This is a genomic window from Pseudomonas poae RE*1-1-14 (assembly GCF_000336465.1).
GTDB lineage: Bacteria > Pseudomonadota > Gammaproteobacteria > Pseudomonadales > Pseudomonadaceae > Aquipseudomonas > Aquipseudomonas poae.
The window spans coordinates 5,037,752-5,051,522 of record NC_020209.1; the positions used below are offsets into that span (position 1 = coordinate 5,037,752).

Sequence of the window (13,771 nt, forward strand, 5' to 3'; positions counted from 1 at the left end):
TTACCCAAAGGATTGTAGAAGCGCTGTAGGGTGCGAGGCTGCGTCAATGTGGCGAGCGGGCTTGTCCCAATGCGGTTCAGTTAAGGAAAATGTGTGGGTTTATTGTGGCGAGCGGGCTTGTCCCGCGTTGGGGTGCGAAGCGCCCCCCGTCCAGCAAAACGCGGTGTACCTGATACGGCTCAGCGCCTGGTTTTGGGGCTGCTGCGCAGCCCAACGCAGGACAAGCCTGCTCGCCACAGGGAATCTGCGCTTAACTGAACGGCATAAGGGCAAGCCCGCTCGCCACAGGGATGGGATTGCCTGAGCGTGTCAGTGGGCGAGGAATTTGCTCAGGAACTGGCGGGTGCGTTCTTCCCTGGGGTTGGCAAACAGCGCCTTGGCTTCGCCCTGTTCGACGATCACGCCCTTGTCGAAAAAAATCACTCGGTTGGCCACATCGCGGGCAAAGCTCATTTCGTGGGTGACGATGACCAGGGTGCGGTTTTCTTCGGCGAGGCTGCGAATGGTCGCCAGTACTTCGCCCACCAGTTCCGGGTCGAGGGCTGAGGTGGGTTCGTCAAACAGAATCACTTCCGGCTCCATGGCCAGCGCCCGTGCAATCGCCACGCGCTGTTGCTGACCGCCGGACAGGCGCCGTGGGTAGGCGTCTTCCTTGCCTGCCAGGCCAACCTTGGCCAGCAGCGTGCGGCCCAGCTCGGTGGCAGCCTCCCGTGGCATCTTTTTGACCACGATGGGACCTTCGATGACGTTTTCCAGCGCTGTGCGGTGGGGGAACAGGTTGAAGTTCTGGAACACGAAACCCACGTGCTGACGAAGACGTCGCACCAGGCCCTGTTGCTGATTGAGCGGTTTGCTGCCGTCGATCTCGACGTCGCCCACCTTGATACGGCCGCTGGTGGGTTCTTCGAGGAAATTCAGGCAGCGCAGAAAGGTGGTCTTGCCCGAACCGCTGGGGCCGATGATGGCCACGACTTCACCGGCCTTGACCTCAAGGTCGATGCCGTTGAGCACCACCTGAGCGTTGAATTGTTTGGTCAGCTTTTCAACCACGATCATGTTTCAAGACTCCAGGTCATGCCGGTTGACCCGGTCTTCCAGGCGATTTTGAAAATGCGCCAGGATGCTGGCCAGTATCCAGTAGATCAGGGCCGCGGACAGGTACATGGTGAAGATTTCGAAGGTGCGCGCTGACACCAGTTGCGCCTGGCGAAACAGCTCGGGGACCTGGATGGTGGCAGCCAGCGCGGTGTCCTTGACCAGCGAAATGAAACTGTTGCCCAACGGCGGCAAGGCGGTACGCATCGCCTGCGGCAGGATGGCCCGGCGCAGGGTCTGCGCGCGGGTCATGCCGATGCTGGCGGCGGCCTCCCACTGGCCCCGCTCGATGGACGCAATGGCGGCCCGCAGGATTTCACAGGCGTAAGCGGCCATGTTCAGCGAAAAACCGATCATGGCTGCGGGGATCGGATCCAGCTCGATGCCCACTTGCGGCAAGCCGTAGTAGATCAAGAACAGCTGCACCAGCAAGGGCGTGCCGCGAAAGAACGACACGTAGACGCGGGCAGTCCAACTGAGCAGCTTGAAGCGCGAGAGGCGCATCAAGGCCAGGCCGAAGCCCAGCAGCAAACCGAAGAACATCCCGCCCAGGCTGAGAATGACCGTGTAGTACGCGCCCTTGAGCAGAAAGGGCGCGGAGTCCAGCGCGAGTTGGAAGCCTGCTTCCATTATTGAGTGACGTCAGCGTTGAAGTACTTCTCGGACAGCTTTTTCAAGGTGCCGTCGGCGCGCAGCTTGTCGAGGGCGGTGTTCACTGCCTCGAGCAGTTCAGGCTCGCCTTTGCGCAGGGCAATGCCCGACTCCTGGCGCGAGAACGCATCGCCCGCAGCGGCGGTGTCCGGGGCTTTCTTGGCATATTCCAGCGCAGCCAGGCGGTCGATCAGGATCGCGTCGATGCGGCCGATGCGCAGGTCCTGGAACTTGGTTGGGTCATCGTTGTAAGTCTTGATGATGGCTTTGGGTTGATTGTCCTTGAGCCATTGTTCGTAGTTGGTGCCCAGGCCCACACCGACTTTCTTGCCAGCCAGGTCGGCGGCGGTCTTGATCTCGCCGGCGTTCTTCTTCAGCACCAGCGCCTGGATACCGGAGATGGTGTAGGGCTTGGAGAAATCGTATTTTTTCTTGCGTTCTTCGGAAATGGTCACCTGGTTGACCACGGCGTCCAGGCGTTTGGATTCAAGGGCGGCGAGGATGCCATCCCACGGCGTGGCCTGCAGCTTGACCTTCACGCCCAGCTCTTTGGCGAGGGCTTCGGACAGCTCAACCTCGAAACCGGTGAGCTTGCCGCTTTCATCGACAAAACTGAACGGCGGGTAGGTGCCTTCCAGGCCGATCTTGATCTCGCCCGCTTTCTTGATGTTGCCCAATTGCTCACCGGCAACCGCCTGGCCGAGCAGACCGGCGCCCAGCGCCAGGCCCAACGTGCCAACCAGTAATGTGCGACGCAATGCGGAAATAGTCATGAAGAGCCCCTGTGTTTTTATGGTGAGCGAAGCAGGTGACGCAGTGGTCGTATCCTGCCTTAAAGCGCGCGACTATAAGGCCGGTTTTTAAGACTTGAAAATAATATAAATCAATCCAGATATTCTATTTTTGAATATGGAAAATTTTAAAGTGGACTCAGTTAAATACGCAGTCATAGGCAAACAGCGCCGGTGCCCCGCCGGTATGCAGGAAGATGATCGGCCCGTCCTCAAACCGTTGACGCCCGATGCCGTCCAGCAAGCCGGCCATGGCCTTGCCGGTGTACACCGGGTCTAGCAACAGACTTTCCTGGCTGGCCAAAAGTTTGATCGCTGACAAGGTGCCCGCATTCGGCTCGCCGTAGCGCGGGCCGAAATATTCGTCCCACAGGATCACTTTGAACGCGTCCGGCAAAGCCACACCCAGCAACTCGGCGGTGCGTTCTGCCAGGCCCTGCACTTTCGGGCGTTGGGTTTCGTCGCTGCGCGAGACGGTCACACCGACCACCGGCAGGTCAGGCAAGGCTTCGCTCAAGGCCAACGCGAGGCCGCTGTGGGTGCCGGCGCTGCCGGAGGCCAGCACCACGGCGGCGAAGTCGATGCCGCTGGCGTCGATCTGCGCGGCCAACTCCAGACCGGCCCTTACGTAGCCCAGGGCGCCCAGCGCGTTGGAGCCGCCGATGGGCACCAGATACGGCTTCTTGCCATTGCTGCGCAGGCGGTCGGCGAGGGCATTGAGTTGGTCGTCGACGTTATCGAGGTTTTCAACCAGCTCCACCTTGGCGTCGAACAGTTCGAGCAGCAGTCGGTTGCCGTTACCGAGGTAGTTGGGGTCTTCGGTGCCGGTGGGGTTTTCCAGCAGGGCGACGCAGCCCAAGCCTAGCTTGGCGGCCAGTGCGGCGGTCTGGCGTACGTGGTTGGACTGAATGGCGCCAGCGGTAACGAGGGTGTCGGCGCCCTGGGCGATGGCATCGGCGGCGAGGTATTCGAGCTTGCGCAGTTTGTTGCCGCCCATGGCCAGTGGTGTGGTGTCGTCGCGCTTGACGTAGACGTCGCGGCCAAGCCACGTCGACAGCCGTTCGAGTTTCTCCAGGGCGGTGGCGCCGCCCAGCAGGTCCAGGCGGTTAAAGCGGTCGAGCTGTTGCTTGATCATAAGTGCGCACGGTTGCTGTGGGATGGGCCGACTATAGGCAGGCACTTTTGCGCAGGCAACCGTCAATCGCTTATAGCCGATAGTGCTTGGCATCACACCATTGGTTCTTAAGGGAGGGCGGGGCGCATACCGTAAAGTGGCGGCCATTACGTAAGGAGTGAAGACCGTGAGTGAGCGTTCCAGTCATTGGCAATTACAGACCATCGTCAGCCAGCTGCGCAGCGCCCGCGACCAGTGGCGCACGCGCAATGGCCGGTTGAGCGGCGAGCATGGCGGGCGTGAACTGCCGTCGCGCGAGGCGGTGGCGCAGATCCTCGAAGCCTTGTGCGGTGCGTTGTTTCCGATGCGCCTGGGGCCGGTGGATCTGCGTGAGGAAAGTGAAGATTTCTACGTCGGTCACACCCTGGATGTGGCGCTGAACGCGTTGCTTGCGCAGGCGCGCCTCGAGCTTCGTTATGCCGCGCGCCAGGGCGGGCAGGACGACAGCCAGATCGATGCCCGTGCCATCCGTCTGATCCAGGATTTCGCCCTGGCCTTGCCGTCTTTGCGCAGCCTCCTGGACACCGACGTGCTGGCCGCCTACCACGGCGATCCGGCCGCGCGCAGCGTCGACGAAGTGCTGCTGTGCTATCCCGGCATTCTGGCGGTGATTCACCATCGCCTGGCGCATCACCTGTACCGCGCCGGTTTGCCGTTGCTGGCACGGATCAGCGCAGAAATCGCCCACTCGGCCACCGGCATCGACATTCACCCCGGCGCGCAGATCGGCCCGAGCTTCTTTATCGATCACGGCACGGGGGTGGTGATTGGTGAAACTGCAATCATCGGTGAGCGCGTGCGCATCTACCAGGCGGTGACGCTGGGCGCCAAGCGCTTTCCGGCGGACGAAGACGGGCAGTTGCAGAAAGGGCATCCACGGCATCCGATCGTGGAGGACGATGTGGTGATCTATGCCGGGGCGACCATCCTGGGACGCATCACCATCGGCAAGGGTTCGACCATCGGCGGCAATGTGTGGCTGACGCGCAGTGTGCCGGCGGGGGTGAACATTACTCAGGCCAATCTGCAGCATGAGGATGGGGCGCAGAAATAGAGAATTCAGTACAAATCCCCTGTAGGAGCGGGCTTGCTCGCGAAGGCGGAGTGTCAGTTGCTGGATATGTTGCTGACTCACTGCATTCGCGAGCAAGCCCGCTCCACATTTTTGACCGCATTCCATTTTTGAGCCGTACTTAACGCGGAAATCGCTGAACGATTTACCTCGCGCACCCGTCATACCAATCCCTGAGCTAGTGTAGGAATGACCTACCACTCAGCCCTGCGATTAGTCCCCGACCGCCCATCCATGTTTAAATTGAACGCTCGTTCAAGTTAAACCGGTGGTTCGCTGCCCGCTCACAACAGGAGGCTTACCTTTGCTGAGTCCGTTATTTACAGCCACATACCCAACCCTCGGGGTGCACCGTTCATGAGTGCCTCGTCCACCCCCTCCAGCGGCCTGGTGCGCATGAATGCGCCCGTCTTCTACTTTGCCGCGACGTTCATTCTGCTGTTTGGCATCACCGTCATCGCGATCCCGCAACAGGCCGGTGCCTGGCTGCTGGCGGCGCAAAACTGGGCGGCCAATACGGTCGGCTGGTATTACATGCTGGCGATGACGCTGTATCTGGTCTTCGTGGTGGTCACCGCGTTATCGGGCTACGGCAAGATAAAACTCGGTGCCGACCACGACGAGCCCGAATTCAGTTACCTGTCCTGGGCCGGCATGCTGTTCGCCGCCGGCATCAGTATCACGCTGTTCTTCTTTTGCGTGTCCGAGCCGCTGACGCACCTGGTGCAACCGCCCCAGGGCGCGCCGATGAACGCCGATGCCGCGCGCCAGGCCATGCAGATTCTGTTTCTGCACTGGGGCTTGCACGGTTGGGGCGTGTTCGCCTTTGTCGGCATGGCCCTGGCCTACTTCGCCTATCGGCATAACCTGCCGCTGGCGCTGCGTTCGGCGCTGTACCCGCTGATCGGCAAGCGCATCAACGGCCCCATTGGCTACGTGGTGGACGGCTTCGGCATTATCGCCACGGTGTTCGGCCTGGGTGCCGACATGGGCTTTGGGGTACTGCACCTCAACTCCGGGCTGGACTACCTGTTCGGCATTGCCCATACGCAGTGGGTCCAGGTCGGCCTGATCACCCTGATGATGGGCGCGGCGATTCTGGTGGCGGTGGCCGGCGTCGACAAGGGTGTGCGCGTGATGTCCGACATCAACATGCTGCTGGCCTGTGCGCTGCTGCTGTTCGTGTTGTTCGCCGGCCCCACCCAGCATTTGCTCAATACCTTGATCCAGAACATCGGCGACTACCTCGGCGCCTTGCCGACCAAGAGTTTCGATGTGTACGCCTACGACAAACCCAGCGACTGGCTGGGCGGTTGGACAGTGTTCTACTGGGCCTGGTGGATCGCATGGTCGCCGTTCGTGGGCCTGTTCATTGCACGGATTTCCCGTGGCCGCACCATCCGCGAATTCGTGTTCGGTGTGCTGCTGATTCCGCTGGGCTTTACCCTGGCGTGGATGTCGATCTTCGGCAACAGTGCCATCGATCAGGTGCTCAACCACGGTATGGCTGCACTGGGCCAGTCGGCTATCGATGACCCGTCGATGAGCCTGTACCTGCTGCTGGAAACCTACCCTTGGAGCAAGACGGTGATCGCCGTCACGGTGTTCATCAGCTTCGTGTTCTTTGTCACCTCCGCCGACTCGGGCACCGTGGTGCTGTCGACGCTGTCGTCCAAGGGGGGCAACGCCGATGAAGACGGGCCGAAGTGGCTGCGGGTGTTCTGGGGCGCGATGACCGCGCTGGTCACCAGCGCCTTGTTGTTTGCCGGCAGCATCGATTCGCTGAAATCGGCGGTGGTGCTCACTTCGTTGCCGTTCTCGATGATTCTGCTGTTGATGATGTGGGGGCTGCACAAGGCGTTCCACCTGGAATCACAAAAGCAGATCGCGCAGTTGCATTCGCTGGCGCCGGTGTCGGCTTCGCGCCGGGGCAAAGGCGGCTGGCGCCAGCGCTTGAGCCAGGCGGTGCACTTCCCGTCGCGGGACGAGGTGTACCGCTTCCTCGAGTCGACGGTGCGCCCGGCGATTGAGGAAGTGACGGCGGTGTTTGTCGAGAAGGGTCTTTCGGTGGTCACCCAGCCGGACCCGGCCAACGACAGCGTCAGCCTCGAGATCGGCCATGGCGAGGAACACCCGTTCATCTACCAGGTGCAGATGCGCGGCTACTTCACGCCGTCGTTCGCCCGTGGCGGCATGGGCTCCAAACAGATCAACAACCGTCGCTACTACCGGGCGGAAGTGCACTTGAGCGAGGGCAGCCAGGACTACGATCTGGTGGGCTACACCAAAGAGCAGATCATCAACGACATCCTCGACCAGTACGAGCGGCATTTGCAGTTTCTGCATCTGGTGCGCTGATGCCCTGTGATCGTTCCCATGCCCTGCGTGGGAACGATCATCGGCAGGTCCACTCTGTTGTTAAATTGCTGTAAAAGGGAAACCACGCCCAACAGCCCAGAGAGGATTCGATGACGTACATTGCTGCCGAAAACCGCTATGAATCTATCCCGTATCGCCGCACAGGCCGTAGTGGCCTGGTGCTGCCGGCCCTGTCCCTGGGGCTGTGGCACAACTTTGGCGACAGCACCCCGATCGCCACGCAGCGCGCGCTGCTGCGTACCGCGTTCGACCTGGGGATCAATCACTTCGACCTGGCCAACAACTACGGCCCGCCCTACGGCAGCGCCGAGATCAACTTCGGCCGCCTGCTGCGCGAAGACTTCAAGCACTACCGCGACGAACTGATCATCTCCAGCAAAGCCGGCTGGGACATGTGGCCCGGTCCTTACGGCCAGGGCGGTGGTTCGCGCAAGTACGTGCTGGCCAGCCTCGATCAGAGCCTGCAGCGCATGGGGCTCGACTATGTGGATATTTTCTATTCCCACCGTTTTGATGCCGACACGCCGCTGGAAGAAACCGCCAGCGCCCTGGCGACTGCCGTACAGCAGGGCAAGGCGCTGTACATCGGCATCTCGTCGTATTCCGGGGTGAAAACCCGTGAGATGGCGGCGCTGCTCAACGAGTGGAAAGTGCCGCTGTTGATTCACCAGCCGGCCTACAACCTGCTCAATCGCTGGGTGGAGAAAGACCTGCTCGACACCACCGATGAACTCGGCGTCGGCGTGATCGCGTTCACCCCGCTGGCCCAGGGCCTGCTCACCGACAAGTACCTCAACGGCGTGCCGGCCGACGCGCGGGTCAACCGTCCGGGCGGTGGTTCGCTGCAGGCTGGTCACCTGTCCGAAGCCAACCTCGCCCATGTGCGCGCCCTCAACGAAATCGCCCAGCGTCGCGGCCAGAGCCTGGCCCAACTGGCGCTGGCCTGGACGTTACGTGACCCACGGGTGACCAGCGCGCTGATCGGCGCGAGCCGGCCGGAGCAGATCATCGAGAACGTCGGGGCATTGAAGAATCTGAGTTTCAGCAAGGAGGAACTGGCGCAGATCGATCGGTTTGCACAGGAAGGCGGGATCAACCTGTGGGAGAAGCCGTCCAGCGCTGAGTAAGCTGAGAGTGGGAATCGGGCTTGTTGTGGCAAGCCCTCTTCCGCACTTATAGCCAAGTCAGCCTTTGTTCAGTTGCTGATGGCCAGGATGCTCGCCTGATACGACCCGACGAACACATCAAAGTCGCCCACTTCGGTTTGCTCCAGCTCCGCCTGTTGCGCCAGCGACTTGCGCGCCAGCTCTTCAAAGTGCGCCTGTTCGTCTGTTGTCAGCGGATCGTTGCGGAAATACTCGGCATGCAGCTGGCTCTGGTGCAGGGAGAACTGCGCGAAGCTCTCTTTGCGCTCGGCCATTGCTGCCAGCACCTGGGCCGACGGGGTCAGCGACGGGTCCTGGATTTTTGCCAATTGGGCGTCCAGAGCCTGGCTGTGTTCGCTGATGCCGTGGCTCTCGTCGAGCAGGGCGGCCAGTGGCGCAATCTGCTCCAGCAGCTCGGTGGCCCATTGCTTCATGTCCACCGCCGCGCCGTCGCGCTGCAACTCCAGGCCCGGACGACGGCCTTCCTTGACCACGCTGAGGAAGTTGGCGCTGGCGTTGCCGCATTCGTTGTTGGCGAACAGCGGGCTGTCGTTGAGTGCGCAATACAGCAGGAACGCGTCGAGAAAGCGCGACTCCGGCAGATCGATGCCCATGGGCAGGAACGGGTTAATGTCCAGGCAGCGCACTTCGATGTACTGGATGCCACGGGCCACCAGCGCCTGGATCGGCCGTTCGCCGGTGTAGGTCACGCGCTTGGGGCGGATGTTGGAGTAGTACTCGTTTTCGATCTGCAGGATGTTGGTGTTGAGCTGCACCCACTCACCGTCCTTGTGCGTGCCGACTTCGACGTACGGCGCGTAGGGCGTTGCTACCGCCTGGCGCAGGCTATCGGTGTAGCTTGCCAGGTCGTTGTAGCACGGCGTGAGACCGGCCTGGGCGTTGCTCTGGTAACCCAGGTCGCTCATGCGCAGGCTGGTGGCGTAGGGCAGGTACAGCGTATCGGCGTCCAGCACTTCGAGCTGGTGCGAGCGACCGCGCAGGAACCCGGCGTCCAGGGCCGGCGAGGCACCGAAGAGGTACATCAGCAGCCAACTGTAGCGGCGGAAGTTGCGGATCAGCGCGATGTAGGCCGTGGACTGATAGTCACGCTCAGTCCCGACGAAGCCTTCGGTGTCCTTGAGCAGCGGCCACAGCTGTTCCGGCAGGGAAAAGTTGTAGTGAATACCGGCGATGCACTGCATGGTCTTGCCGTAACGCAGCGCCAGGCCCTTGCGGTACACGTACTTGAGCTGTCCGATGTTGGAAGTGCCGTAATAGGCAATCGGGATATCTTCCTCGGCCGGCAACGGGCAAGGCATCGACGGGCTCCACAGGTATTCGCTGCCGAGCTTGGTGTAGGCAAAGCGGTGGATCCTGTCCAGGCTGCTCAGGGTATCGGCCGGGTTGGGCAGGGCCGGGGTGATGAACTCCAGCAGCGATTCCGAGTAGTCGGTGGTGATCATTTCGTTGGTCAGCGCGGCGCCCAGGGCTTCGGGGTGCGGCGTTTGTGCCAGGCGACCCTCACCGGTGACCCGCAGGCATTCGCGCTCGATGCCGTGCAAGCATTGCTCCAGCAGGGAGAGGTGTTCGCGCTTGCCGAGCAGAGCCAGGCGGCGGTTGAGAAGTTCGCTCAAGTTGGATTCCTTCACGCGTCAGTCGCCCCAATATGGGGGTGGGCAGGACGGTCTACAAGGGTGAAGTGGAAACTGGCGTTATCGCCTGGTTTTGAATCGAGGTGACCTGCATTGAAAAAGCCTCCATCGCTCCATGAATTGGGCTACAGCGCATCAAGAAAATTCCGACGCTGTGATTGCAGCGCCGAAATTAACTCAAATCGAGGGTGGGGAGCTATAGGGCAACGAAGGTGCCCTGTGCTTTTGCGACAAGTCTTGCGCGCGGGTACGCGCACGACTTTGATTTGACCCCTAGCGTTTCTTTAACTGCTTGGCGTTGGCGAACAGCGAGGCCATGGCGTTGTTGGCCGGCGCCGCGGTCGCGGTTTCCTTGCGCGGTTGGCTGTTTTCCGAGCGATTCTGCGACTGACGCGGTGCCGAGCCCGGACGCGCGCCGCGTGCACCGTCGACTTTCTCGCCGGGGGTGTCGCTCATGCGCATCGACAGGCCCACGCGTTTGCGCGGGATGTCGACTTCCATGACCTTGACCTTGACCACGTCACCGGCCTTGACCGCTTCGCGCGGGTCCTTGATGAACTTCTCCGACAACGCGGAGATGTGTACCAGGCCGTCCTGGTGCACGCCAATGTCCACGAACGCGCCGAAGTTGGTCACGTTGGTCACCACGCCTTCGAGGATCATGCCCGGCTGCAGGTCTTTGAGGTCTTCGACGCCATCCTGGAATTCGGCGGTCTTGAACTCGGGACGCGGGTCGCGACCGGGTTTCTCCAGCTCTTGCAGAATGTCGGTGATGGTCGGTACACCGAAGGTTTCGTCGGTGTATTTCTTCGGGTCCAGGCGCTTGAGGAACGCGGCGTCGCCGATCAGCGAGCGAATGTCGCGGTCGGTTTCGGCGGCGATGCGTTGCACCAGTGGGTAGGCTTCCGGGTGGACGGCGGACGAATCCAGCGGGTTGTCGCCATTCATGACGCGCAGGAAACCGGCAGCCTGTTCGAAGGTTTTTTCACCCAGACGTGCGACTTTTTTCAGCGCGGCGCGGGTTTTGAACGCGCCGTTCTGATCGCGGTGGGTGACGATGTTCTGCGCCAGTGTCGCGTTGAGGCCGGAGATACGTGCCAGCAGCGCCACCGAGGCAGTGTTCACGTCCACGCCCACGGCGTTTACGCAGTCTTCCACCACGGCATCCAGGCCGCGCGCCAGTTTCAGCTGCGACACGTCGTGCTGGTACTGGCCGACGCCGATGGATTTGGGGTCGATCTTCACCAGCTCCGCCAGCGGATCCTGCAGGCGGCGGGCGATGGACACCGCACCTCGGATCGACACGTCGAGGTCCGGGAACTCTCTGGACGCCAATTCCGACGCCGAGTACACCGACGCACCGGCCTCGGAGACCATGACTTTGGTCATCTTCATGGCCGGGTATTTTTTGATCAGCTCGGCGGCCAGCTTGTCGGTTTCACGGCTGGCGGTGCCGTTGCCGATGGCGATCAGGTCCACCGAATGCTTGGCGCACAGTGCGGCCAGGATGGCGAGGGTCTGATCCCACTTGTTGTGCGGCACATGCGGGTACACGGTGGCGTGGTCCAGCAGCTTGCCGGTGGCGTCGACCACCGCGACCTTGCAACCGGTGCGCAGGCCGGGGTCCAGGCCCAGGGTGGCGCGCGGGCCGGCGGGGGCGGCCAGCAGCAGGTCGTGCAGGTTGTGGGCGAACACGTTGATCGCCTCGGTTTCGGCGCCGTCACGCAGTTCGCCCAGCAGGTCGGTTTCCAGGTGGGTGTAGAGCTTGACCTTCCAGGTCCAGCGCACGACTTCACCGAGCCACTTGTCCGCAGGACGGTTCTGGTTCTGGATACCGAATTGTTGCCCGATCATGCCTTCGCACGGGTGCATGGTGCCCGGCAATTCGTCGCCGACTTTGAGCGCAGAGCTGAGAATGCCTTCGTTGCGACCGCGAAAAATGGCCAGCGCGCGGTGCGACGGCATGCTCTTGAGCGGTTCGTCGTGCTCGAAGTAATCACGGAACTTGGCGCCTTCTTCCTCTTTGCCGGCGATGACGCGGGCGCTGAGCACGGCTTCCTGCTTGAGGTAGTTGCGCAGTTTTTCCAGCAGGTTGGCGTTTTCGGCGAAGCGCTCCATGAGGATGTACTTGGCGCCTTCGAGAGCGGCCTTGACGTCGGCGACGCCCTTGTCGGCATCGATGAAGCGTGCGGCTTCGGCTTCCGGGCTCAGCAACGGATCGTTGAACAGGCCGTCGGCCAGATCGCCGAGGCCGGCTTCCAGGGCGATCTGGCCCTTGGTGCGGCGCTTTTGCTTGTAGGGCAGGTAAAGGTCTTCGAGGCGGGTCTTGGTGTCGGCGAGCTTGATATCGCGCTCAAGTTGCGGGGTGAGCTTGCCCTGTTCCTCGATGCTGGCGAGGATGCTGATGCGCCGTTCGTCGAGTTCTCGCAGGTAGCGCAGGCGTTCTTCCAGGTGCCGTAGCTGAATGTCGTCGAGGCTGCCGGTCACTTCCTTACGGTAACGGGCGATGAAAGGCACCGTGGAGCCTTCATCCAGTAGAGCGACGGCCGCTTCGACCTGTTGGGGGCGTACGCCGAGTTCTTCGGCGATGCGGCTGTTGATGCTGTCCATAAAACCACCTGAAATTCTGAAAAGCAGCGCGCAGGCCCGCAAAACAAGGCCCGGCAAGACTGGTTGAGCGGCCCGACCGGCACCGCTGCCTGGGTCAAGAGGCAGCCAATTGACCCTCGAAATCTAAAAAGTCGCATCAAGCGGGTAAAAAAAGGCGGCAGTAACCGGAAACGATCTGACGTTGCCCTGCAAGACGGCGCCGCATTATAACCAGCGTTCTGTCCTTGAGGGGTACTGCGCCGGTGGTTGTAGGACGTGGGTCCGCTGGTGGTCGAGGAAAAATCTGCTAACAATGCACACGGTGCGTATAACGGCAGCTAGGCCATAATGCGCGCCGAGATAAGAGGAGCATCTAATGAGCAGCACTGCACAAACTGCTGAAGGCGAAAAAATTCTCATCGTTGATGACGATCCGGGGCTGAGCAGCCTGCTGGAGCGCTTCTTCAACTCCAAGGGCTACCGTGCCCGTGCGGTGCCGAATACCGAGCAGATGGACCGCCTGCTGGGGCGAGAAGTATTCAATCTGGTCGTACTCGACCTGATGCTCCCCGGCGAAGATGGCCTCACCGCCTGCAAACGCCTGCGTGGCGCGAACAACCAGATTCCGATCATCATGCTCACCGCCAAGGGCGACGAGCTGAGTCGCATCAAGGGCCTGGAACTGGGTGCAGATGATTATCTGGCCAAGCCGTTCAACCCTGACGAGTTGATGGCCCGGGTCAAGGCCGTACTGCGGCGTCAGGCCCCGCCGGTGCCGGGCGCTCCGGGCAGCGAAGACGAAAGCGTCACCTTTGGCGACTACGAGCTGTCGCTGGCGACCCGTGAACTCAAGCGTGGCGACGAAGTACACATGCTCACCACCGGTGAGTTCGCGGTGCTCAAGGCCCTGGTGATGAACGCGCGCCAGCCGCTGACACGCGACAAGCTGATGAACCTGGCCCGTGGCCGGGAATGGGACGCTCTGGAGCGCTCCATCGATGTGCAGATATCCCGTCTGCGTCGAATGATCGAGCCGGACCCCTCCAAGCCTCGCTATATCCAGACGGTCTGGGGTGTGGGTTACGTGTTTGTGCCGGATGGCACTGCGACCAAGTGACCGATGACTTGCAGGCGCGGGTATCCCGGCGTTTGATCCCTTGAGGGTCAACGGGGTGCTCGGCGTCTGCAATTCCGCGAGCGCTGCTTTTTCCTGCCAGGTGTCC

At 61.5% G+C, this 13,771-nt stretch carries 10 protein-coding genes; 4 read left to right on the top strand and 6 right to left on the bottom strand.

The genetic code is table 11. The features are described 5' to 3' along the window. Nucleotides 1-309: 309 nt before the first annotated feature. From tcyN to H045_RS22170, 4 genes are all read right to left on the bottom strand, one after another. Nucleotides 310-1,056 carry an L-cystine ABC transporter ATP-binding protein TcyN gene (tcyN, locus tag H045_RS22155; protein WP_003236052.1) on the bottom strand — a complete coding sequence of 249 codons (747 nt, stop codon included), beginning with the start codon at nucleotides 1,054-1,056 and terminating at the stop codon, nucleotides 310-312. Nucleotides 1,057-1,059: 3 nt separating this feature from the next. Beyond that, nucleotides 1,060-1,725, bottom strand: a complete 666-nt coding sequence (gene tcyL / locus H045_RS22160; RefSeq protein WP_003236050.1) for a cystine ABC transporter permease — start codon at nucleotides 1,723-1,725, stop codon at nucleotides 1,060-1,062. Next, nucleotides 1,725-2,519, bottom strand: coding sequence for a cystine ABC transporter substrate-binding protein (tcyJ, locus tag H045_RS22165; RefSeq protein ID WP_003236048.1), 795 nt, complete (start codon nucleotides 2,517-2,519; stop codon nucleotides 1,725-1,727). Before tcyJ ends, tcyL begins: the two co-directional genes overlap by 1 nt. 157 nt (nucleotides 2,520-2,676) lie before the next feature. Next, nucleotides 2,677-3,672 (bottom strand): D-cysteine desulfhydrase, encoded by a 996-nt coding sequence (locus tag H045_RS22170; RefSeq protein WP_015373497.1) that lies wholly within the window; start codon nucleotides 3,670-3,672, stop codon nucleotides 2,677-2,679. Between the two features lie 166 nt (nucleotides 3,673-3,838). On the opposite strand from H045_RS22170, the gene epsC reads away from it, so the two are divergent. The 3 genes from epsC (at nucleotide 3,839) to mgrA (ending at nucleotide 8,289) form a co-directional block, all read left to right on the top strand. Next, complete coding sequence (gene epsC, locus H045_RS22175) at nucleotides 3,839-4,765, top strand: serine O-acetyltransferase EpsC (RefSeq protein WP_003236044.1); 927 nt, start codon at nucleotides 3,839-3,841, stop codon at nucleotides 4,763-4,765. Nucleotides 4,766-5,179: 414 nt separating this feature from the next. Then, nucleotides 5,180-7,141: a choline transporter BetT gene (gene betT / locus H045_RS22180; RefSeq protein ID WP_167325133.1), complete on the top strand. Its 1,962-nt coding sequence runs from the start codon at nucleotides 5,180-5,182 to the stop codon at nucleotides 7,139-7,141. 110 nt (nucleotides 7,142-7,251) lie between these two features. Continuing rightward, on the top strand, nucleotides 7,252-8,289 hold the full coding sequence (gene mgrA / locus H045_RS22185) for an L-glyceraldehyde 3-phosphate reductase (protein ID WP_003236041.1): 1,038 nt from the start codon (nucleotides 7,252-7,254) through the stop codon (nucleotides 8,287-8,289). A 68-nt stretch (nucleotides 8,290-8,357) separates the two neighbouring features. On the opposite strand, the gene gshA is transcribed toward mgrA, so the two are convergent. Then, nucleotides 8,358-9,941, bottom strand: coding sequence for a glutamate--cysteine ligase (gene gshA, locus H045_RS22190; protein WP_003236039.1), 1,584 nt, complete (start codon nucleotides 9,939-9,941; stop codon nucleotides 8,358-8,360). A gap of 291 nt (nucleotides 9,942-10,232) precedes the next feature. Beyond that, nucleotides 10,233-12,569: a Tex family protein gene (locus H045_RS22195; RefSeq protein ID WP_015373499.1), complete on the bottom strand. Its 2,337-nt coding sequence runs from the start codon at nucleotides 12,567-12,569 to the stop codon at nucleotides 10,233-10,235. 355 nt (nucleotides 12,570-12,924) lie between these two features. On the opposite strand from H045_RS22195, the gene ompR reads away from it, so the two are divergent. Continuing rightward, on the top strand, nucleotides 12,925-13,665 hold the full coding sequence (ompR, locus tag H045_RS22200) for an osmolarity response regulator transcription factor OmpR (RefSeq protein ID WP_015373500.1): 741 nt from the start codon (nucleotides 12,925-12,927) through the stop codon (nucleotides 13,663-13,665). The last annotated feature ends 106 nt before the right edge of the window (nucleotides 13,666-13,771 follow it).

Coding starts and splice junctions, on each gene's coding strand:
- tcyN (WP_003236052.1), bottom strand. CDS start 1,056: ATGATCGTGGTTGAAAAGCTGACCAAACAATTCAACGCTCAGGTGGTG.
- tcyL (WP_003236050.1), bottom strand. CDS start 1,725: ATGGAAGCAGGCTTCCAACTCGCGCTGGACTCCGCGCCCTTTCTGCTC.
- tcyJ (WP_003236048.1), bottom strand. CDS start 2,519: ATGACTATTTCCGCATTGCGTCGCACATTACTGGTTGGCACGTTGGGC.
- H045_RS22170 (WP_015373497.1), bottom strand. CDS start 3,672: ATGATCAAGCAACAGCTCGACCGCTTTAACCGCCTGGACCTGCTGGGC.
- betT (WP_167325133.1), top strand. CDS start 5,180: ATGAATGCGCCCGTCTTCTACTTTGCCGCGACGTTCATTCTGCTGTTT.
- mgrA (WP_003236041.1), top strand. CDS start 7,252: ATGACGTACATTGCTGCCGAAAACCGCTATGAATCTATCCCGTATCGC.
- H045_RS22195 (WP_015373499.1), bottom strand. CDS start 12,569: ATGGACAGCATCAACAGCCGCATCGCCGAAGAACTCGGCGTACGCCCC.
- ompR (WP_015373500.1), top strand. CDS start 12,925: ATGAGCAGCACTGCACAAACTGCTGAAGGCGAAAAAATTCTCATCGTT.